Origin of the sequence: Blautia sp. AM42-2 (assembly GCF_003480245.1) — a bacterium.
GTDB lineage: Bacteria > Bacillota > Clostridia > Lachnospirales > Lachnospiraceae > Fusicatenibacter > Fusicatenibacter saccharivorans.
In genome coordinates, this window is record NZ_QUIM01000001.1 from 410895 (window position 1) to 431412 (window position 20518).

A 20518-nucleotide genomic window follows, 5' to 3' on the forward strand; every position below is an offset into this window, starting at 1 on the left:
GTAATACTCATAAATATCCCGTGATCAACTAATGGGTTATTTATTACTTTATTTTCTTTAACATACGGTGATAAATAGGTGCATTTGGTGCAGGAGTTGTGATTGGGAGCAGAAGTCCCTCTTTGATAAATTGTTCCACACGCAAAGCAATCCACCCATCACCGATCCCTAATTGATTCTTTCCAAGAACCTGTCCAACAAGCACGCTTTCCCTAAACTCGTCGTCCAGTGTATCCAATTCTCGAAGAATAAATGTATCATACAGAGTTTCTGATACGCTGACCAGTTTGCCGTTTATAACAGCACGAAGAGGAGAATTTTCCTGTTGGAGTTCTCTCCAGCGGTTAGCCAAACTACGAAGGTAATTTGTTGGCAACTTCTTCCCAAGAGATGCCATCCGTCCCAAGTGATAAGGTTCAACTTCTCCCCAACCGTTATACTGGACAATGCATCCATCTGGTCTTGTTTCCCACATTGGAAGCTCCACAATGGTAATATCCAATTTTTCAAAGCCGATTGGTCGTAGTTGTTCCAGAAGCCAATACAATCCGCACACATCATCTGGGTCTCGTCCGACCCAAACACGAATCGGCTCTCCGTTTTGTGCTTTTTCCAGTAGTGTAGCATAGTTCTTTCGGGATGTATTGAGAAGTTCAGTTACGATTTCAGATGCCATATCGGGCAGTATGCTTAGTAGCAAAGATAATGCCGACTCACGCTCCAAACAAATTCCTGCTTCGGAGATGTTGCCCACAGACAATGCCAGCGGAAGATTAACTATGTCCTTACGATTTCCTTCCAACGGTATAGCATTCTCCCAACCAGAACGCTCCCGTTCTTCTGCTTGATGCTGGAACTTTTCTATTTCTTCTTTTGAAACTGTCCCATCAGAGATAATTACACTGGTTGCTCCGCCTAAAAAACCCTTATGTCCAATCGCAACCGCCATAGTCCCTGCGGCACTGTCGCTAAATACTACTTCTAACATAACGTTGCTCACCTCTTAGCTAAATTCAAATTCTTTTTATTGCTTCTTTCTTCAACGCAGCCTGTCCCATTTCTTTTTCATAATCACCCTTGGCGTAAGCGACATTGCTCAGCGCCCGAAGCATCTTATCTTTCGCCAGTTTTTTCATAACCTCTGCAAGATCAGCGTCCAGAGCGCCACGCTTCACATAGCGGTTTATGGTATTCAGTCGCTTCTCATAAATCTGTTTCAGCGGATGATCGTCCGCAAGTTCCCGCTGTTCTCTGCCTTTCAGGTTACCGATCTGCCGGCAGGTGCGGTGCAGCTTGTCCCCCGGAGCGTAGCCGCCGCAGTATTTGGTGTGCCTTGCATTGGTGGTCAGAAACCATTTGCCGCAGATTTTGCATTTTTTCGGTGCATGGCCAACACACAGGCCCTCAAAGAGATCAGACCGGAACATCCCCACAAAGGATACATAGTGCATCCGCTTGACCAGCTTCGCAACTTTTTCGCCGGGACGGATGACGGATACATACTGAACGGAATTGTTCAGGGTAGACATCCAGGCATTGCCCTCCGTGATGGAAAACTCCGGCGGGAAATAATTGCCGAACATTCTGGCAAAGCCCTCTGCGGTGCGGTCAGCTTCGTTGCCGTCTGATTTTTCTGCAAAATCAAGCATGGTCGTTTGGTATTCCCCAAGGGAGTATGCCAGATGCCCGAAAACTGCGGTATAGCGTTGGAGCATCATCGCATCGGCAAAGTTCTGGATTTCTTCAAATTGCAAAGAATTGGTTGCGGCTTTTATGGCAAACTCCACATATTTCAGCGCATTGTCCACAGTAAAGACTTTTTCAATCCGTTCTCTGTGCTTTGAGATATTCATATAGGAGAACGGCGGTGTTTGACTGAGAATATCAAGCATCGTCAGAGCAGCTTCCGTTGCAATAGGACAGAGTGCAGAAGCATCCTGTCCGGCGTTTAATATTCCAAGCAGCAGATTGATTTTCTCGCATTGCTCGTTCATCTTTGCGATGGTATCCGCAGGGACATTCAGCGCATCACAGGCAAGAGCGCCGACAGGAAGTGTTTTTCCCTCATATATGACCGTATCCTGCCAAAAATCCAATGTCATCAGTTCTTGGTTCATGCTTGCCCCTCCTGTCCTGTTTTTTCATTTTCTTAATTCTATCATGCTAATGTAAAGAAATCTACATCTATCCATAAGTTGTCCTGTTTTTTGAAACGGGGTTGTCCTCCGATTAGCCTGTTTTTTGAAAAATCCGGCATAACAATAGTAGACGGAGCGAAGCACCTGCCAATCACGGCGGGTGTTTCGTGCTTTCTGAATACTATGAACGGAGGTTTTCTATGACAATCTATGAAACCATCAAGGTGGCAATCAGCGTAAAGCAAGCCGCCGAACACTACGGGCTGAAAGTCAACCGAAACGGCATGGCTTGCTGCCCGTTCCACAATGACAGGCATCCGAGCATGAAGCTGAATGAGGATTATTTCTTCTGCTTTGGCTGCGGAGTCAAGGGGGATGTGATCGACTTCGTAGCAAGGTCGTTCGATCTGAGCAGCTATGAAGCAGCGCAAAAGCTGGCTTCGGACTTCGGACTTGACCCGAAACCGCCCACTGCCGCAGCTATGGCCAAGCCAAAGCGTCCCTATATCCGTCAGTTCCGGGAGGATGAAATGCTGTGTTTCCGGGTGCTGACGGATTATCTGCATCTGCTGGAAGATTGGAAAGTACGATACGCACCCAAGACACCGGAAGATGCTCTGGATGACCGTTTTGTGGAAGCCTGCCAGATGCACTGCTATATCGAATATATGGCAGATGTGCTGACGGTGGGTGATCTGGAAGAACGGGTGGCATTGGTGGACAAGCTGATGCAGGACGACAAAATTGCTTTTCTGCAAGAGTATACCGCACGAAAGAAAAAGGAGGTGGCGCACCGTGGCGAAGAACCGGAAAACGCCTAATATGAATTTGCCTGTCTGGTTTGACGGGCAGAACATCAACGAAGCTCTGTTTTGTGAAGAATTTCTGCATGAGCGCAGAATCATCTTCGCAAACGGAGCTTTTTTCACGCCCGATGGTCGAGTGACAGATGACCTTCCTCTGCGTGGGGAGATTTACGACAAGCTGAAATTTTGTGCCGTGAACAACATCCCACGGAAGATCACCAACATTCTGGAAGTGCTGAAACTGGAAGCGCAGGTGTCTGACTTCCCTCCGGAGCAGGATCGCATCCATGTTGCCAACGGTACGCTGCTCTTGAACGGCACTTTCACCGAAGGCAGACCGGCTATCGTGCGAAGCCGTCTGCCTGTCGGCTATAATCCCGATGCTCCTGCACCGGTGATCTGGCTGAACTTTCTGGATGGACTACTCTATGCAGAGGACATCCCCACCTTGCAGGAGTTCATTGGCTACTGCCTGATTCCATCCAACAAAGGTCAGCGCATGATGGTGATTAAGGGCAACGGCGGTGAGGGCAAATCCCAAATCGGTGCGGTGCTGTCCACCATCTTCGGCACGAATATGAAAGACGGCAGCATCGGGAAGATTTCTGAAAACCGTTTTGCCCGTGCCGATCTGGAACACATCCTGCTGTGCGTGGATGATGATATGCGGATGGAAGCTCTGCGTCAGACCAACTATGTAAAATCCATCGTGACTGCACAGGGCAAAATGGACTTGGAACGCAAGGGCAAGCAGAGTTATCAGGGCTGGATGTTTGCCCGGTTGCTGGCATTCAGCAATGGTGATCTGCAAGCCCTGTATGACCGCAGCGACGGCTTTTACCGTAGACAGCTTGTACTGACTACCAAGGAAAAGCCCGTGGGCAGAGCCGACGATCCCGACCTTGCTGAGAAGATGAAAGCCGAAGCTGAGGGCATCTCCCTGTGGGCGTTCGAAGGATTGCAGCGGCTCGTTGCCAACAACTTTAAGTTTTCGGAGAGTGACCGCATCCGTGAAAATCGGGAAGCGGTCAAGCGTGACAATAATAATATCTTTGATTTCATGGAATCGGAGGGATACATCCGGTGCAAAGCGGATGCGTCCATCAGCTCCAAGGATTTCTATGAAATCTACCGGATGTGGTGCGAAGAAAATTCCCTTGCACCGCTGAAAGCCCGCAGCTTCAGCGACGCCATGATTGCCAATGCCGGGAGATTCAATCTGGAACATTGCAACAACATCACCAACTCTGCCGGACGGCGGGTGTGGGGATTTATGGGTGTGGAAGCTGTGGCAAGGCCTCATATAAATGGGTTTTACGATGTTTCGTCATGTACGTACGTACCGGAGGAATGGCGGGATTGATTTTGCCAGTCATGCTCTGTACGTATGTACGCAGCATTTACCCCTGTTTTCTCCCATTATAGGAAACAACGGCTTTCAGAGACAACCTGTTTTCGGGTATTGAAAATCAATGGCAATGGAAACAGCAAAGTTTTTGACCGCAGGACGAAGCTATTTCACGAAATCGTGCTTCTCTGAACCGTGTACCCTGTTCACGGAACAATAGATGTTTTCATTTTTCCAGACCAAATCACACGAAACAGTAAAGCGGGATATGGTCATATATGGACAGGACATCACAAGCAAAATTCTGAACGGATTTCAGAGATTGCAGATTTTTCACTGTTCGGTGTATCTGCTCCGTTTTGGGGTGCAGAGATTGTACCGAACCACAAACAGAATTATGGAGGATTTTTCAATATGAATGTACGCAATGAAATCAAGGCACAGATCATCCGTGCTGGGATGACCATGCAGGAAGTTGTTGACCTGCTCTCGGACGAGTACGGATGGAGCGACAGCGTTTCCAACCTGTCCGCAAAATTACAGCGGGAAAGCATCCGATACAAGGAAGTATTGGAGCTTGCCGATGTGCTGGGATGCGACATTGTATGGCAGCAAAGACGGGAGAAGTGATGCCCCCGGCAACAGCCCCTCGCATCTCCCGTCCCCATAGGCACACCGCAGTGCTGCCTATGGATGGCAGTGAAAGACGCTGCCAACGTCTGCAAGAAACGTTCCGCAGAACAGCTTCATGCAGACGGGCTGACCATGGGAAAAGTTGCAGACATTTTGCCTTGGTCAGCAGAGGTCACCGCAGTGACCGCACACCCCCTCGGGAGAGCCCACGGCACTTTGCAGCCAGAATGGATGAAAGTGTTATAGTGGGTTATTACACTTCCGCAGAAGTGCATCCCCGCAGCCCCGCCCGTCTGCTACTCTCGAAAGAAAGGAAAAAACCTATGGCAAGAAACGATGGAATTGACCGTACCTTTACCCGTAACCAGGACTTGCCCACCCTCGACGATGTGGCGAAAGTTCAGGAGCATAACGAGCGAGAAAAAGACAGCTACTCCAATCAAGATATTGATACCACCCAGACCCACCGCGATGTCCACTTCAAGAAACCTACCGACAGCTATGCCGCCATGTTCGATCAGATGATTGCAGATGGTGTTATCTCCACCCGTGGTCTGAAAGCCGATGCGGTGAAATATGGGGAGCTGCTGTTTGATGTAAACTCTGCCTACTTCCACAACCACGGCGGCTATGAATATGCCAAACAGTTCTATGCCGATGCCTACAAAGCCGCCGTGGAGATTGTGGGCGGTGAGCAGTATATCCTCTCCGCTGTAATGCATGCCGACGAGCGCAACCGGGCAATGTCGGAAGCTCTGGGTGAGGATGTGTATCACTACCACCTCCATGTGGTTTATATCCCGGTGGTGGAAAAGCGAATCCTGTGGTCGAAGCGGTGCAAGGATGAATTCCTCCGGGGAACGGTAAAAGAAACGATCACACAGGTCAGCCGCAGTAAGAAATGGGAATCCAAACCCGTTCTCAATGAAGATGGCAATCCGATGTTGAACGCAAAAGGGAAAAAGATTTTGAAGTCGTCCTACAGTGTGCTGCAGGATGACTTTTTTAATTTCATGCGAGCCGCCGGATATACCGATGTGGAGCGTGGAGAGCGTGGCAGTACCGAGGAACATCTGACGGTGACACAGTTCAAGGTACAGGCCGAACAGCACCGCCTGGAAACTGTGACCGGACAGGTGGAACAGGCCGAGCAGAGTTTGGCGGATGCCAAGGCTGCTACGGAGAAGCAGAAAAAGAAACTGGAAGCTCTGCAAAAGGAAACCAAGGCAGCAAAGACCATTGCGCTGACGGTGCAGGATATTGAGGAAATGGGCAAGAAAAATGCCCTCACCGGAAATGTCTCGCTCACGCCGGATCAGTGCGATACACTCAAACGCTATGCGGTCAACGGCATTATTGCCAATGCTGACAATAAGCGTTTGAAAGAGAAACTGGCTTCTGCTGAAAAAACAATTTCCATCTGGAAACAGCGGTATGAAGCAGTAAACGAAAAATATATGGAACTGAAACAGAAAGCCCAGCCTTTCTTGGATGCGATAGAGATTGCGTCTGAAAGGGTTTGGGCTTTTGTTCATGCCATTCTCGCCAGAGGAAAGGAAACACAGGAACATAAGCACCCTGCCCGTAAGCGTAGGCAGGATATGGAAATTTAAGAAAGGAACTATTTGCCTATGAATAAAACCGTAGAGGAAATTAACAAGATGATTATGGAAGATGCCCCGATGGAAGAAATCAATGATGCCATCGGCTATATTGATATTTACTCCTGCTTCGACCCGATTTTTGAGCCGCCCATTGATTTTTTGGAAGAATGCCGCAAGCATTGGGAAACAGCGCAGTCTTCTTTCCGCAAAACCATTGAGCGTAAGATCGGGAACACATGGTATGTGATTGAAACAGAATGTGACGGGAATGAGCCGCTTGCCGACAAGGTAAAACGGCTCATTTTTTCTGACAAGGGGGTGATTTGTTAATGACTGCGACACAAAAGCATGATATAATTCCAGTATGCACAACGGTACTGTCGGCTGACCAACAACCGAAGGAGGATATTATGTTGGATCAGCAGAAAATTACCATTCTCTACTGTCGTTTGAGCAATGAGGATGCCCAAGATGGAGAGAGTAACAGTATCGCAAATCAGCGAGAGTATTTAACCCGATATGCCCGTGACCACGGGTATACAAACCTGAAAATTCTGGTGGATGACGGTTATACGGGGACGAACTTCAATCGTCCCGGTGTGCAGGAGGGCTTTGAGCTTGTCAAGCAGGGGCTTGTAGGCTGCTGGCTGGTCAAAGACCTCAGCCGATTTGGTCGTGACTATCTGACTGTTGGACAATATACGGATATTATCTTTCCGAGCTACGATGTCCGCTTTATCGCCGTAAATGACGGTGTGGACAGCAACCGGGGAGACAGCGAGGGCTTCGCCGCAATCCGTAATCTGTTCAACGAGTGGTATCCCCGTGATACCAGCAAGAAAGTCCGTGTCAGTTTGCGGCAGAGAGGAACCAGTGGGAAGCACATGGGCAAACCGCCCTACGGATACCGCTGTGACCCGGAGGACAAGGATCACTGGATTCTGGATGAAGAAGCGGCTCCGGTAGTCAAGCTCATCTTCGACCTTTGCATTGACGGCAAAGGCCCGGAGCAGATTGCAAGGATTCTGGAAGAAAAGCAGATTCTGACCGCAAAAGCTCTGTATGCCAAGCGAAAGAAAAAGCCGATGCCGGAAAGACCGTACCACTGGAGCAACCAGTCCATTGTAGGGATTTTGGAACGGCAGGAGTACACAGGCTGTACCTGCAACTTCAAGACTTATTCCAAGTCCTACAAGCTGAAAAAGCGGATTCCCAATGAGCCGGAGAATATGTTTTATCTGCCGGACACACAGGAAGCGATTGTATCTCAGGTACAGTTTGACAGGGTGCAGGAACTGAGGAAAAACAAACGCCGCCCCGCAAAAGCGGAACGGCAGGGATTGTTCTCAGGGCTTCTGTTTTGTGCCGATTGCGGCGGCAAGCTCCACTTTGCCACAAGCAAAAGCTTTGAGGGCAAGCAGGATCACTACGTCTGCAACAACTACAAGAGCAACCGTGGTACTTGTACTGCCCACTATATCCGGGAAGATGTGCTTCGTGAAATCGTTCTGGAACGCATCCGGGCAGTCAATGAGTATATCCGAAGCGATGTGGACGGTTTTCAGGAGGAATGGCTGCAATGCCGCAGGACTGACCAGGAGCGCAGCATCCGGGATGACAAAAAGAAGCTGGAACAGGCAAAGAAACGCCTTGCCGATCTGGATGTCATCATCTCCCGGCTGTACGAGGACTATGTTCTTGGAAATCTCAATCAGGACAGATACAGAAAGATGTCTGCGGACTATGAAGCCGAACAGGAACGGTTAAAGCTCGAAATTGAAGTTATCGAAGAATGGGTGGAACAGCGGGAAGAAATGAATGACGGTCTGGATGCCTTTATCGCCCTGACACAGAAATATGTGGATGTGGAGGAACTGACACAGACCATCGTGAACGAGTATATCAAGAAGATCGTTGTCTATGCCCCGGACAAGTCCAGCGGCAAGCGCAAGCAGAAAGTGAAGATTTTTTTCAACTTTGTGGACGATGTGGATATTTCCGTTATTTCCGAGCCTATTGTCACACAAACAACCTATGAACGCAGAAAAACGGCGTGACCTTCGGGTCACACCGTTCTCTGCGACAAAATAGTTACTTGTCACTATTAAGCCTTGTGTTAAAGGGCAACCCCGTTGATCCTCAAAAGGGCAAAACAGTTGATCCAGTGACCGATTGCTGACCATCCGTCACCCGATCACAGACCGCCCCCTTTCCGGATCATCAGCCAGACACAAGCCGGAGTAATCGAAAATAGCAAAATGAAGACCTTGTAACCATGAAAAATGTGGTTATGAGGTCTTTTTTTACGCTAATAACAAATTATGCACAGATAAAAAGGCTTAAATACTGGGTTTTTGGGATGTGCAATTTTGAAATTTCCCGATGAAACGTAAGTAGGTAATCATCCGTACCTTGTTTTTCAAAATGAGCCGCCCAGAAAAAGGCGGCTCAAATTTATTCTGTTGTCCGAAGTTCTTCCGGAAGTTCTTTTGACCAGGGCAGCAACTGATCCAGTTTTTCTTCTTCGGGAAACGATCCCATCCGCCGCAGCTGACCAAGGACGTAGGTAAGATACAGATAGGGTTTCAGCCCGTTTAAAAGTGCGGTTTCTGTGAGGCTGTATATGGTGGCGCTGGCATCTGCCCCACGGATACTTTTCGAAAACAGCCAGTTCCGGCGGCCAACTGCGAAGTTTTTAATTGCACGTTCCGCGCTGTTATTGTCAATGCTCAGATGCCCATCCTCCAGATAACGGCGCAGATACGTCTCCTGATTCAGCGCATATAAAATGGCATCACCAATAAGGGAAGACCGGTCTACCGAATCTTCCATCGAATGTAACCATTCAAAAAATGCATCCACGACTGGACGGGACTGTTTCTGACGCTCCAGATACCGTTCTTCCGGCGTCTTATCCTGAATCAGTTCTTCTATTTTATAGAGGATTCCGATCCGGGACATCGCCTGATACGCAACGGTTCCACGCAGCTGTTCTTTGGTAAAATCCTTTTTCAGTGCCGTAAGCGCTGCGTCAAACCTCCTTCTGGCATGGGTAAAGCATCCGGATACAACAATCGAATCTTTTAACCCGTGGTATGCCTGATATCCATCACACGTGAGGTATCCTTCGAATTGATCTCCCAGAAAGTTTTTGGGATGATACCCGGCTCTGGTCCGCTCATAATCGAAGAGAACCATCTGCGGCGCTTCACTGTAGCGGTCGGTCAGATAGACCCACATCCAGTTTTGGGTAGACCCCTGCTGTTTCGGCTCGTCAATCACCTGAACCCGTGTCTCATCGCAGTGAATGTACCGGCTTTTTAAGAATTCTTCTTTCATCCGGTCGTAGAGCAGTCTCAGATATCGGTCTGCACAGCTGATCATCCAGTTTGCCATGGTTTTGGTGGAAAGCTTCAGGTTATATCTTGCGAATTCCCGTTCCTGCCTGGCCAGCGGCATGCCGTTGACATACTTTGCATTCATGATGCCTGCAACCAGGGACGGCGTTGCAATGCTTCCCTTGATCAGGGCCGGAACTTTTTCCAGACGCTTCATAGCTCCGCATTCCGGGCAGCTGTATACATAAGAGATTTCTTCGACTACCTCAAAACGTGCCGGAACAAACTTTAACCGCTTTACCGTTTCCTTCGTGACGACCTTATATTTTTTACCGCAGTCTGGACAATAACGTTCCTGCCCTGTAAGTTTGTATTCTATCCGCTCTGTTACTTCGAAATGCGAAAGATCTTCCTCTTTCTTTCCGGCATGCTTTTTACGCTTGTGGGAAGTGACTTCGATTTCTTTCTCCGGGTCAGGTTCACCATCTGACGCAGCTTCCGCCTCGTTGAACAGATTCATCTGCTCATATCCATCTGCGTATTTTTCACTGGAAGCCCCAAAACGCTGTTTCTTTGCAAGCGTCAGGCGGTCAGAAAGCATGGCATTTAAAAACTCAAGCTCTTTCTGTTTTTCTTCCATCAGCTTCATTTTGGTTTCTGTTTTGCGCTGCTTTTCCTGCATGACCTGCATCAGCTCAATCAGTGCCTCCCGGCTCATGTTCTTTAACTGATCTTCTGTAAAAATCGGCTCCATCTGGTATTCTCCCGGCTCTTTTTTCTCTACCAGAAGTATACCATACAAACCTGCTTTTTTCGAAGAAAAATGCAGTCTGCAGTTATAGGAAATCAAGCGGATATCTCTGCTTTTTTCGTCCTTTTGCGGATTGACAAAACAGGAACCTACACGATGATTTTCGGATGCCGCTCTTCGAACGCCCCCTTGGGTGTCAGGGATAATCCGTCACACAGCCAGTGCATCTCTTTCAGGGTTACCTTTTGGAGTTCATCCGGTGTGTCCGGCCAGCGAAAACAGTTTTTGTCCAGCCTTTTCATCAGAATCCAGAAACCGGATCCGTCCCATTGAAGAATCTTGATTGAGGTCCGCCTGCGGTTGCAGAACGCAAACATACAGCGCGAATATGGGTCGAGTTGAAATTTTAATTTGATGATAGCCGCCAGGCCGTGATAACTTTTTCTGAGATCGGTTACTCCGCACGCAAGATATACCGTTGTGCTGCCTGCCAGTTCAAGCATGCTCTTTCAGACTTCTTACGAAAACTTGCAGAAGCTCTGGCGGACAGTCCGGCATAATTTCAATCCGGATACTGTCTGTAATAAAGATACGCAGAGGTATATTTTCTGTTATGGCTCCTCTTGTGGAAAGTTCCTGCTCCGTTGGCATCTTTGCAAAAACCAGTTCCGGCTGTGATTCGCTTTCGAGTGTACGTAATCTACGGTTCCAGTATGTCATGGTAGAAACAGGGATCTGATGTTCCCGGCACCACTCCCTGCAGGTCTGGCCACTGGCCTGGAACGCCTGCAGACGTTCTGTCCAAAGAATAAGTTTTTCGTCTTTTTTCATGATGATACAATCCTTTCAGGTTTTGAGGAGAGTATATCAGAAAAAAATCGAGGATAACAGGTACGGATGATTACCTACTTACTTATGATGTGCTTTTGTTATACAAGAAAGAACTAGACTTATAATTATTTTGTGGCATAATATAGATATTTGAAAGAGTGATATCAAGATAATGTTTTACAAACGGCAAAAAGACAGAAATTAAGGAAAGGAGACAACATGATGTCATTATCATCCAAAACAATTTATACAGTAAAAGATATTTATGAGTTACCAGATGGTGAACGTGCAGAACTGATAGATGGAAAAATTTATAATATGGAATATCCAAACAGGATGCATCAATATCTTTTGGAAAAGCTTTCACGCAAAATTGGCAATTATATCATAGAGCATCATGAAAAAGGTGAAGTTTATATAGCTCCATTTGCTGTATTCATAGAGAATGATGAAAAAAATTACGTGGAACCGGATATCAGTGTGATTTGTGATCTGAACAAACTGGATGACCGTGGCTGTAATGGAGCACCAGATTGGATTATAGAGATTGCTTCTTCTGGCAGCAGGCGAATGGACTATTTGACAAAATTATTTAAATATCGTTCGGCTGGTGTTCGGGAATATTGGATTGTTAATCCTATGAATAAGGATGTAATGACATATTTCTTTGGAGAGCCGGAGAATGGAGATCTTTGCTTATTCAATGAGGATATTCCAGTTGGCATCTATCCAGGCTTCACAATTAAGATTGATGAGTTGCTAAAATAATATAAATTGTTGAGAAGAAATAGATAAATATATCAGAAAAAAGGGCGCCAATGGAAAATAAATCTGTCAGTGCCTTGCTTTTTGCGAAGAGAACGAGCATTCGAATTTCATATTGAATTCTGAAACCAGATCGTATATAATATTCCCTTGGTTAAAAAGTACATCTCCGGAATCCCTGGCGGCAGGTGTGGGGGATGTATGGAATCAAAAGAGAAGTCGAGGAAAAGTTATTATGAAAAACGAAACAGAAAAAACAGTCATGCGCGGAGAACTGGCACTTTTGATGGTTGTCGTCCTGAACAGTCTCGGCGTTCTTTTGATGCTACATTCCGGGTCCGGGATTTCGGCGATTTCGAGTGTGCCGTATGCGTTCCAGAAGGTGATGCCGCAGCTTACGCTTGGAACGTGGACGTATATTTTCCAGGGACTGCTCGTCTGTACGCTGATGCTTATGCGGAAAAAATTCGTCCCCACTTACCTGTTCAGTTTTGTGGTCGGCTTTGTGTTTGGAGAACTGATGGATCTTCACGAGCTCTGGATTACACGTCTTCCGGTAAATCTGCCGCTGTGTGTGCTGTATTTTGTGCTGAGCTATCTGATCCTCTGTTTCGGTATTGCGCTTTCAAACCGTTGTAAGCTCCCGATTGTCCCGACGGATCTGTTCCCGCGTGAAGTATCTGATATCACGAAAGTGCCGTATTCCAGAATTAAAATCGGCTTTGACGTAACCTGCCTTACGGTAACAGCATTGCTCACCTTCTTCGGACTTGGAAGAATCGAAGGCCTTGGAATCGGAACGGTGGCAGCCGCTTTTACGATGGGAAAAGGCATTGCGCTGATGGGAAAACTGCTGGATAGAAAGTTTGTTTTTGTCTCCGTTCTTTCGCCGGAAAGACCGTAAAAGAATATGTGTCATTTTTTCTGCAAAATTCCTGGAAAAAAATGTAAAATCCTCTTGAAACCAAGGGGATTTTACTATATAATAAGCAGGACAAAAACAACTGCAGAGTAAGTTCATATGCGTAAAGTGCTCCCAGGATAGAGAGTAGCCAGGGAGACGAAAAGAGAAAATCTTGCGGTATATGAATTGCATCTCGCTGCAACAGAAGATAGAGACAAGAGATTATCTCCTATTGTAGTCAGATATCTGTAAAGGAGGTAATTTTTTTATGCAAAAAAACACAAATGAAACAACAAAAGAAACAAAAAACATGTTTCTGCAGTCAGCAAAAGAGCTGAAAGCAGTCCCCACCCTTGCCGCCTGTGCTATGTTTGCTGCACTGGCTATGATCCTGAACCAGGTAGCGTCGATTGATATCGGACCGTACGTTCGTATCGGATTCTCCGGAATTCCGAACCGCCTCGTGGATTACCTGTTCGGACCGGTAACAGGATGTCTTTTTTCCGGTATTCTCGATATCGTGAAATATTTCCTGAAACCAAACGGCCCGTTCTTTTTCGGATTCACGTTTAATGCGATGCTGGCATCCTTCCTGTACGGATGCTTCTTCTATCGTAAAAAGCTGACCATCAAACGTGTGCTTTTGGCCAAGTTTATTGTTATGCTGATTGTTAACGTATTATTGAATACTCTTTGGATCAGCATGTTATACGGAAAAGGAATCATGGTACTTCTTCCGGCTCGTGCTTTAAAGAACCTGATCATGTGGCCGATTGATTCCATCATTTTCTATAGCCTGACGAAACTGATCGAGCAGACCGGTGTATTCCGTATGTTCCATGCAAGAACCGCTGCACAGGCACAGAGATAAAAAGATTCAAAAAAATTGAAACGATTAAAACGGTATATTGTACCGATCTGCAGGAAAAAGAACTGTCCGCCAGAACAAAAAAGGAAGCGGATGGGTTTTGTCGGAAAAAAAGCGAAAAAGAACTGCGGCAGGAGATCCCACTACGGGAATCCTGCCGCAGTTCTTTTTAACTTACTTCATAAGACGAATTACATTCCAGCTGTGTTTCCCAAGAACGGTATGCATTTTTCCGCTTTCCAGTCTTGTAGCAGTCGAAAGGGTCGGAGCAACGTGGTTTGGATTGGCTTCTGTGTTGACTGCTTTCAGATCATCGTTTGTCAGCACAATGTGCTCCGCCAGATGATATCCTTCGAACTGACGCAGATCGCAGGAGACTTCCATATCTTCATCAAGACTCTTATTAACTGCAAAGATGGTCAGCGCATCGTTTTCCTCATCCCAGATGCAGACAGAATCAAGATACGGAGCCTCGCCGTATGTCTTGCTCTCGTAAACCGGAGTCAGAACCTGTGTATTTAAGACGGTTCCACGACCGTATACGCTGGCATGCATGTATGGATAGAAGATGGTCTGACGCCATGCGCCGGTATCCGATGTCATGATCGGAGCAATCACGTTGACAAGCTGTGCGAGGCAGGCAATCTTGACACGGTCTGCGTGGCGCAGGAGTGTGATCAGCATGCTTCCGACGAGAAGTGCATCCTCAAAGTTGTAAACATCCTCAAGCTGATGCGGTGCGCGTACCCATTTCTCCAGCTTCTGATCCTGCTCATTGCTGTGATACCATACGTTCCACTCATCGAAGGAAAGGTTAATCTGCTTTTTGCCGTGTTTTTTCGCTTTGACTGCATCACAGATCGCAACTACACCGGAGATGAAATCATCCATGCCCTTGGAGCTTGCCAGGAAATCGACAGTATCATTTGCATAATTTCCGTAGTACTGGTGTAAAGAAAGGTAATCCACCTCATCATAGCATTCGTCCAGAACCGTATATTCCCAGGAACCGAAGGTTGGCATCGTAAGATTGGAGCTTCCGCAGGCAACAGTTTCAATCGTCGGATCCATGAATTTCATCAGACGGGAAGTCTCTGCTGCAATACGTCCGTACTCAGAAGCGGTCTTATGTCCCATCTGCCACGGTCCGTCCATCTCGTTGCCGAGGCACCAGAGTTTGATGTTGTGTGGATCTTTGTAACCGTGGGATTTTCTCAGATCACTGTAGTAGGTGCCGCCCTTGAAGTTGCAGTACTCCAGCACATTTTTGGCATCCTCCGGTCCGCGGGTTCCGAGGTTAACGGCCATCATAATATCACTGCCGGCTTTTTTTGACCAGTCCGCAAACTCATTCAGACCGAATTCGTTTGTCTCAATCACGCCCCAGGCAAGATCCGGTTTTGCAGGCCGTTTGTCTTTCGGACCTACGCTGTCTTCCCAGTGATAGCCCGAGACAAAGTTTCCGCCCGGGTAACGGACGATCGGTACCTGAAGCTCTTTGACAAGATCCAGGGTATCTTTTCGGAAGCCCTGCTCGTCGGAGAGAGCACTTCCTTCCTGATAGATGCCTTCGTAAACGGCGCGTCCCAGGTGCTCGATAAAGGAACCGAAGATTCGTTTGTCAACTTTTCCGGTGAGAAAATATTTGTCAATGATAATCTCTGCTTTTTTCATACTTAAAAATCCTCCTGTTAAAAGAAATGTTCGTTTTCAGACACGATCCAGAAAAACAAAGGATTACCGGCGTGTCTATGATTTTATTCCACCGTTTCGCTTTCGCTTTGGATAGTTTCAATTTTAGCAGGAAGATAGAAAAAAACCAGAGATTTTTGTCCGGCAAATTTGACTTTTTTTCCGGTTTTGCGGTAAAATAGGGAGAAGAAAAGAAAAGGGGAAACGAGAAGAATGGAATTTTCAGTTCATATTTGTGAATATAATAGATCCAACGCCGATTATGAGACGATATATCGGCCGGAGGGCAGCGGGGACTATCTGTTTCTGTTGTTTAAAACGCCGATGAAGGTGTATGACAGAACTGCGTTTTTCATTTCACAGGTAAATGCCTGCCTTTTTTACACGCCGGATCACGAGCAGCATTATCAGGCTGTTCAGAAGTTTCGCAACAGCTATGTCCATTTCTGGTGCAGTGAGAATCTGGGTGAAACGTATGGAATTCCGCAGAATGCTGTTTTTTATCCACAGAACACGGAAGCAATTGATGAGTTGATTCGCCTTTTGCAGAGGGAATACATTGTGAAAGATCCATACGCAGTGGAATATGGGGAAGCACTGGTTCGTCAGATGATGATTACGGCATCGCGCGGTATGCGGCTGTACCAGAAAGCGGCAGAGGAGCCGGCCGGACTGTATCAGGAATTCCAGGATCTGCGCCTTAAGATGTTGAGCCATTATGAGAAAGACTGGACGACAGAAAAGCTTTGCCAGATGGCAAATATGGAAAAAAGCCAGTTTTATTCTTATTATAAACAGTTTTTCAGCAGCACCCCGCACAGCGATCTGATTGAAGTACGGCTCGACAAGGCGAAAAATCTTTTGACAAATCAGGCACTTTCCATCGGACAGACCGCGGAAATCTGCGGTTTTTCCAATCTGTCTCATTTCAGCCGCTATTTCAAACGCCACTGCGGATGTTCTCCGCGGGAATGGCAGCAGCAAGGCGGAAAAAGCATAAAATATAAAGTGAAGTTGCAGGAAGATGAGAAATGCTATAGCTTTTCCCAATAGCTTATGCTAAAATATTCAGAAGATGTTGGAGTCAAAAGGTACTTTGGCCATGATATCTTCAGAAAAAGTAAGAAAAAGGGAGAGCAGTATGAAAAAGAGAGAGTCATTTAACAGTCGGTGGGGATTTATCCTGGCCTGCATCGGCTCTGCAGTTGGAATGGGCAACATCTGGATGTTCCCTACCCGGGTTTCCTTGTACGGAGGAGGTTCCTTTCTGATTCCGTATTTCCTGTTCGTTGCACTGATCGGCTTTACCGGTGTGAGCGGAGAGATGAGTTTTGGCCGTGCCACAAGATCCGGTCCGGTTGATGCGTTCGGTTTTGCATGTGAAACGAAAGGAAAACGAAAAGCCGGAGAGGCGCTTGGTCTGATTCCGGTGCTGGGTTCCCTGGCAATGGCGATCGGTTATACGATTGTCATGGGGTGGATTTTCAGGTACATGATCGGAACCTTTACCGGAAAGACACTGTCAGCTGTGAGCGTAGAGGATTTTGCCGGAGCGTTTGAATCCATGGCATCTGCGTTTGGAAACAATTTCTGGCAGATCGTAGCTCTTGTGGTTGCGATGGTCATTCTGGCATTTGGTGTTGGTAAGGGAATTGAGAAGGTCAATAAGGTGCTGATGCCTGTTTTCTTTCTTCTGTTTGTTGCACTTGGTATCTATGTTGCCTTTCAGCCCGGTGCAGCGGATGGATACCGTTATATTTTTCGTGTGGAACCAAAAGCACTTGCAGATCCGAAGACCTGGATTTTTGCGCTTGGTCAGGCATTCTTTTCCCTGTCTGTAGCCGGAAACGGAACACTGATCTATGGTTCCTATTTGTCAGATGGAGAAAATATTCCGGCCGCCGCCGGAAGAGTAGCATTTTTTGATACGCTCGCTGCTATGCTTGCTGCGCTGGTTATTATCCCGGCGATGGCAACTACGGGAGCACAGTTAAATACAGGAGGACCTGGACTTCTGTTCATTTTCCTTCCGAATTTGATGAAGTCTATGCCGGGTGGCGCGCTGATCGCAATTGTTTTCTTTGTCGCTGTCTTTTTTGCCGGCCTTACCTCTCTGATTAACCTGTACGAAGCACCGATTGCAACGGTACAGGAAAAATTTCATCTCGGAAGAGTAGCAGCCTGCGGTGTGATTGGGGTTATCGGTGTGGTCGTATCTCTTCTGATCCAGGGCATTGTATCCCAGTGGATGGATGTTCTGTCGATCTACATTTGCCCGCTCGGCGCCGGCCTTGCCGGAGTCATGTTCTTCTGGATCTGCGGAAAGAAGTATGTGCAGTCCCAGGTAGACAAGGGAAGAAGCAGCAAATTCACGGATCTGTATTATCCGATCTGCAAATATATCTACGTGCCGATCTGTGTGCTGGTTCTGATTCTCGGAATCGTGCTGGGCGGAATCGGCTGAAACGATGTTGATAGAAAACGCGCCTGTCGCCGGATTTTTTTCCGCACGACAGGCGCGTTTTTTGATAAAATTTTTCAAACATATAAATCCGATTGAAATACTCGGAGAAAAGGTCTACAATCGGAGGCGAAAATCCATTATCTGGAATGTACCAGTGAGGGCGAGCTGACCGATGAGGAGCTCCAAAAGGGCATTAATGAGAGAACACGTCTTGTGGCTGTTGCGCAGGTATCGAATGTGCTCGGCTGCGTGAATCCGCTCCAGAAAATCACGGAGATGGCGCACCGCGTGGGAACCGTTGTCGTTGTGGACGGCGCCCAGAGCGTTCCGCATATGCCGGTCGACGTACAGGCGCTGGATGCAGATTTTCTCGCCTTTTCCGGCCATAAGCTGATGGGTCCGATGGGAATCGGCTGTCTGTATGGAAAACGGGAACTGCTGGAAAAAATGCCGCCGTTTTTAACCGGAGGCGAGATGATCGATTCCGTTCACCGCGACGGAGCCGTTTTTGCACCGGTTCCGCAGAAATTTGAGGCGGGAACGGTAAATGCAGCCGGTGCGGTGGGGCTGGCCGCAGTGATCCGGTATCTGCAGGAAAAAGGATTTGATTATATCCAGAAAAAAGAGCTGGAACTGACGCAACGTGCTATGGAAGGACTCGGCGCGCTGCCGTACGTTCATATCCTCGGTTCCAAAGATCCGGCCAACCACACGGGCATCGTTTCGTTTACGATATGATGTTTTATAATACACCGGAAGAGATTGATGCACTGATCGAAAGTGTATCCACAATCAGAAGGAGAATGGGCTATGGAGAGTAAAGGATTTTATAACGAAATTTTGACGGAGCACAATCTGCGTCCGGAATTGAAAAACTTTTTGCATTTCTGAGAAAAAGTATCATTTTACCCACTTGCAATTTTTAATAAATTAGTTATAATGAATTATAGTTAGTAAAGACTAACCAAAGCGAATCAATCATTGTTATCTTCCGTCTGCGGATCCTGGACACTTCGCAGGCGGGAAACTCCAGAAACAAACGAGAAAGGAGCACACGAAAAGTGAAGAGCCTGAAAATTGAGGAAGTAAAAGGAAGAGAAATTCTGGATTCCAGAGGAAACCCAACCGTAGAAGCTGAGGTTGTTCTTGCAGGGGGTGTTGTAGGGCGCGGCATGGCACCAAGCGGCGCATCTACCGGTGAGTTTGAGGCACTGGAATTACGAGATGGAGATAAAGCAAGATACCTTGGAAAAGGTGTGCAGAAAGCAGTAGAAAACATCAACACCGTCATCAACGATACCTTAAAAGGTATGGATGCATCCGATACCTACGCTGTAGATAAAGCTATGATTGATGCGGATGGAACAAAAGATAAATCCCGCCTGGGTGCAAATGCCATTCTGGCTGTATCCATTGCCTGCGCAAGAGCAGCAGCAAACGCACTTGAGATTCCGCTGTATCGCTTCTTCGGCGGCGTTTCCGGAAATCGTCTGCCGGTTCCGATGATGAACATCATCAACGGCGGATGCCACGCACTTTCTTCCGGCCTGGATGTACAGGAGTTCATGATCATGCCGGTTGGAGCATCTTCTTTCAAAGAGTGCTTAAGATGGTGCGCTGAGGTATTCCATGCACTGGCTGCCATCTTAAAAGAGCGCGGACTGGCAACATCGGTTGGAGATGAAGGCGGTTTTGCACCGGCTCTGAAATCCGATGAAGAAGCCATCGAGACCATTCTTGAGGCCGTGAAAAAAGCAGGCTACGAGCCAGGCAGAGACTTCAAGATCGCGATGGATGCTGCTTCCTCCGAGTGGAAGACAGGTACCAAGGGTGAATACAAACTGCCGAAAGCCGGCACTGTATTTACTTCCAAAGAGCTGATCGCTCACTGGAAAGCACTGGTAGAGAAATACCCGATCATCTCCATCGAGGATGCTCTGGATGAAGAAGACTGGGAAGGCTGGAAAGAGCTGACCGCAGAGCTTGGCGGAAAAGTACAGCTTGTCGGTGACGACCTGTTTGTAACCAATACTGAGCGTCTGGCAAAAGGTATCTCCCTTGGCTGCGGAAATTCCATCCTGATCAAACTGAACCAGATCGGTTCTGTATCTGAGACCCTTGAGGCAATCAAAATGGCTCACAAAGCAGGCTACACCGCAATTTCCTCCCACCGTTCCGGTGAGACCGAGGATACCACCATCGCAGACCTGGCTGTTGCCCTCAATACCTGCCAGATCAAGACCGGTGCACCGAGCCGTACCGAGCGTGTTGCAAAATACAACCAGCTTCTCCGAATCGAAGAAGAACTTGGAACGGCCGCTGTATACCCTGGTGCAAGAGCATTTAATGTGACACAGGACTAAGCAGTAAATAACA

At 47.3% G+C, this 20518-nt stretch carries 20 protein-coding genes and 1 riboswitch; of the genes, 14 read left to right on the forward strand and 6 right to left on the reverse strand.

Annotated features, from left to right (window positions below):
• Positions 1 to 43: 43 nt before the first annotated feature.
• Both DW915_RS01970 and DW915_RS01975 read right to left on the reverse strand, forming a co-directional pair.
• Positions 44 to 988 carry a DUF3658 domain-containing protein gene (locus DW915_RS01970; protein ID WP_110442444.1) on the reverse strand — a complete coding sequence of 315 codons (945 nt, stop codon included), beginning with the start codon at positions 986 to 988 and terminating at the stop codon, positions 44 to 46.
• A 25-nt stretch (positions 989 to 1013) separates the two neighbouring features.
• On the reverse strand, positions 1014 to 2117 hold the full coding sequence (locus tag DW915_RS01975) for a DUF6076 domain-containing protein (RefSeq protein WP_117760464.1): 1104 nt from the start codon (positions 2115 to 2117) through the stop codon (positions 1014 to 1016).
• Positions 2118 to 2338: 221 nt separating this feature from the next.
• Between DW915_RS01975 and DW915_RS01980 the strand changes: the two genes are divergently transcribed.
• The 7 genes from DW915_RS01980 to DW915_RS02015 all read left to right on the forward strand — a co-directional run bounded on the left by DW915_RS01980 (position 2339) and on the right by DW915_RS02015 (position 8586).
• Positions 2339 to 2959, forward strand: a complete 621-nt coding sequence (locus DW915_RS01980; RefSeq protein ID WP_117504233.1) for a CHC2 zinc finger domain-containing protein — start codon at positions 2339 to 2341, stop codon at positions 2957 to 2959.
• 1 nt (position 2960) lies between these two features.
• Positions 2961 to 4307 carry a DNA primase family protein gene (locus DW915_RS01985; protein WP_118741454.1) on the forward strand — a complete coding sequence of 449 codons (1347 nt, stop codon included), beginning with the start codon at positions 2961 to 2963 and terminating at the stop codon, positions 4305 to 4307.
• A gap of 399 nt (positions 4308 to 4706) precedes the next feature.
• Positions 4707 to 4922: a phosphoribosylglycinamide formyltransferase gene (locus tag DW915_RS01995; protein WP_109258817.1), complete on the forward strand. Its 216-nt coding sequence runs from the start codon at positions 4707 to 4709 to the stop codon at positions 4920 to 4922.
• A gap of 63 nt (positions 4923 to 4985) precedes the next feature.
• Positions 4986 to 5171: a hypothetical protein gene (locus DW915_RS02000; protein ID WP_109258816.1), complete on the forward strand. Its 186-nt coding sequence runs from the start codon at positions 4986 to 4988 to the stop codon at positions 5169 to 5171.
• Between the two features lie 77 nt (positions 5172 to 5248).
• Positions 5249 to 6538, forward strand: a complete 1290-nt coding sequence (locus tag DW915_RS02005) for a plasmid recombination protein (RefSeq protein ID WP_118741455.1) — start codon at positions 5249 to 5251, stop codon at positions 6536 to 6538.
• Positions 6539 to 6556: 18 nt separating this feature from the next.
• Positions 6557 to 6859, forward strand: coding sequence for a hypothetical protein (locus tag DW915_RS02010; protein ID WP_085531218.1), 303 nt, complete (start codon positions 6557 to 6559; stop codon positions 6857 to 6859).
• Positions 6860 to 6939: 80 nt separating this feature from the next.
• Positions 6940 to 8586, forward strand: coding sequence for a recombinase family protein (locus DW915_RS02015; protein ID WP_330422662.1), 1647 nt, complete (start codon positions 6940 to 6942; stop codon positions 8584 to 8586).
• 397 nt (positions 8587 to 8983) lie between these two features.
• On the opposite strand, the gene tnpC is transcribed toward DW915_RS02015, so the two are convergent.
• The 3 genes from tnpC to tnpA all read right to left on the reverse strand — a co-directional run bounded on the left by tnpC (position 8984) and on the right by tnpA (position 11449).
• Positions 8984 to 10621: an IS66 family transposase gene (gene tnpC / locus DW915_RS02020; protein WP_118741541.1), complete on the reverse strand. Its 1638-nt coding sequence runs from the start codon at positions 10619 to 10621 to the stop codon at positions 8984 to 8986.
• A gap of 146 nt (positions 10622 to 10767) precedes the next feature.
• Positions 10768 to 11121, reverse strand: coding sequence for an IS66 family insertion sequence element accessory protein TnpB (gene tnpB / locus DW915_RS02025; RefSeq protein ID WP_118741457.1), 354 nt, complete (start codon positions 11119 to 11121; stop codon positions 10768 to 10770).
• A complete protein-coding gene (tnpA, locus tag DW915_RS02030) occupies positions 11114 to 11449 on the reverse strand; it encodes an IS66 family insertion sequence element accessory protein TnpA (RefSeq protein WP_118741458.1) in 336 nt (111 codons plus the stop codon). Before tnpA ends, tnpB begins: the two co-directional genes overlap by 8 nt.
• 222 nt (positions 11450 to 11671) lie before the next feature.
• Here tnpA and DW915_RS02035 point away from each other — a divergent pair, with 222 nt between their 5' ends.
• The 3 genes from DW915_RS02035 (at position 11672) to DW915_RS02045 (ending at position 13989) form a co-directional block, all read left to right on the forward strand.
• The gene (locus DW915_RS02035; protein WP_118741459.1) at positions 11672 to 12217 is read left to right on the forward strand and encodes a Uma2 family endonuclease; all 546 of its coding nucleotides are present in this window, start codon (positions 11672 to 11674) and stop codon (positions 12215 to 12217) included.
• A 232-nt stretch (positions 12218 to 12449) separates the two neighbouring features.
• Positions 12450 to 13118: a DUF6198 family protein gene (locus DW915_RS02040; protein WP_118741460.1), complete on the forward strand. Its 669-nt coding sequence runs from the start codon at positions 12450 to 12452 to the stop codon at positions 13116 to 13118.
• Between the two features lie 101 nt (positions 13119 to 13219).
• Positions 13220 to 13319, forward strand: a riboswitch (THF riboswitch).
• Between the two features lie 67 nt (positions 13320 to 13386).
• On the forward strand, positions 13387 to 13989 hold the full coding sequence (locus DW915_RS02045; RefSeq protein ID WP_118741461.1) for a folate family ECF transporter S component: 603 nt from the start codon (positions 13387 to 13389) through the stop codon (positions 13987 to 13989).
• Between the two features lie 171 nt (positions 13990 to 14160).
• Here DW915_RS02045 and arfA read toward each other — a convergent pair whose 3' ends face one another.
• A complete protein-coding gene (arfA, locus tag DW915_RS02050; RefSeq protein WP_118741462.1) occupies positions 14161 to 15660 on the reverse strand; it encodes an arabinosylfuranosidase ArfA in 1500 nt (499 codons plus the stop codon).
• Positions 15661 to 15891: 231 nt separating this feature from the next.
• Between arfA and DW915_RS02055 the strand changes: the two genes are divergently transcribed.
• From DW915_RS02055 to eno, 4 genes are all read left to right on the forward strand, one after another.
• Complete coding sequence (locus DW915_RS02055) at positions 15892 to 16731, forward strand: helix-turn-helix domain-containing protein (protein ID WP_118741463.1); 840 nt, start codon at positions 15892 to 15894, stop codon at positions 16729 to 16731.
• A gap of 88 nt (positions 16732 to 16819) precedes the next feature.
• Positions 16820 to 18142 (forward strand): sodium-dependent transporter, encoded by a 1323-nt coding sequence (locus tag DW915_RS02060; RefSeq protein WP_118741464.1) that lies wholly within the window; start codon positions 16820 to 16822, stop codon positions 18140 to 18142.
• Positions 18143 to 18307: 165 nt separating this feature from the next.
• Positions 18308 to 18880 (forward strand): aminotransferase class V-fold PLP-dependent enzyme, encoded by a 573-nt coding sequence (locus tag DW915_RS02065; protein ID WP_334294915.1) that lies wholly within the window; start codon positions 18308 to 18310, stop codon positions 18878 to 18880.
• Positions 18881 to 19203: 323 nt separating this feature from the next.
• A complete protein-coding gene (eno, locus tag DW915_RS02070) occupies positions 19204 to 20505 on the forward strand; it encodes a phosphopyruvate hydratase (RefSeq protein WP_055217920.1) in 1302 nt (433 codons plus the stop codon).
• Positions 20506 to 20518: the final 13 nt, after the last annotated feature.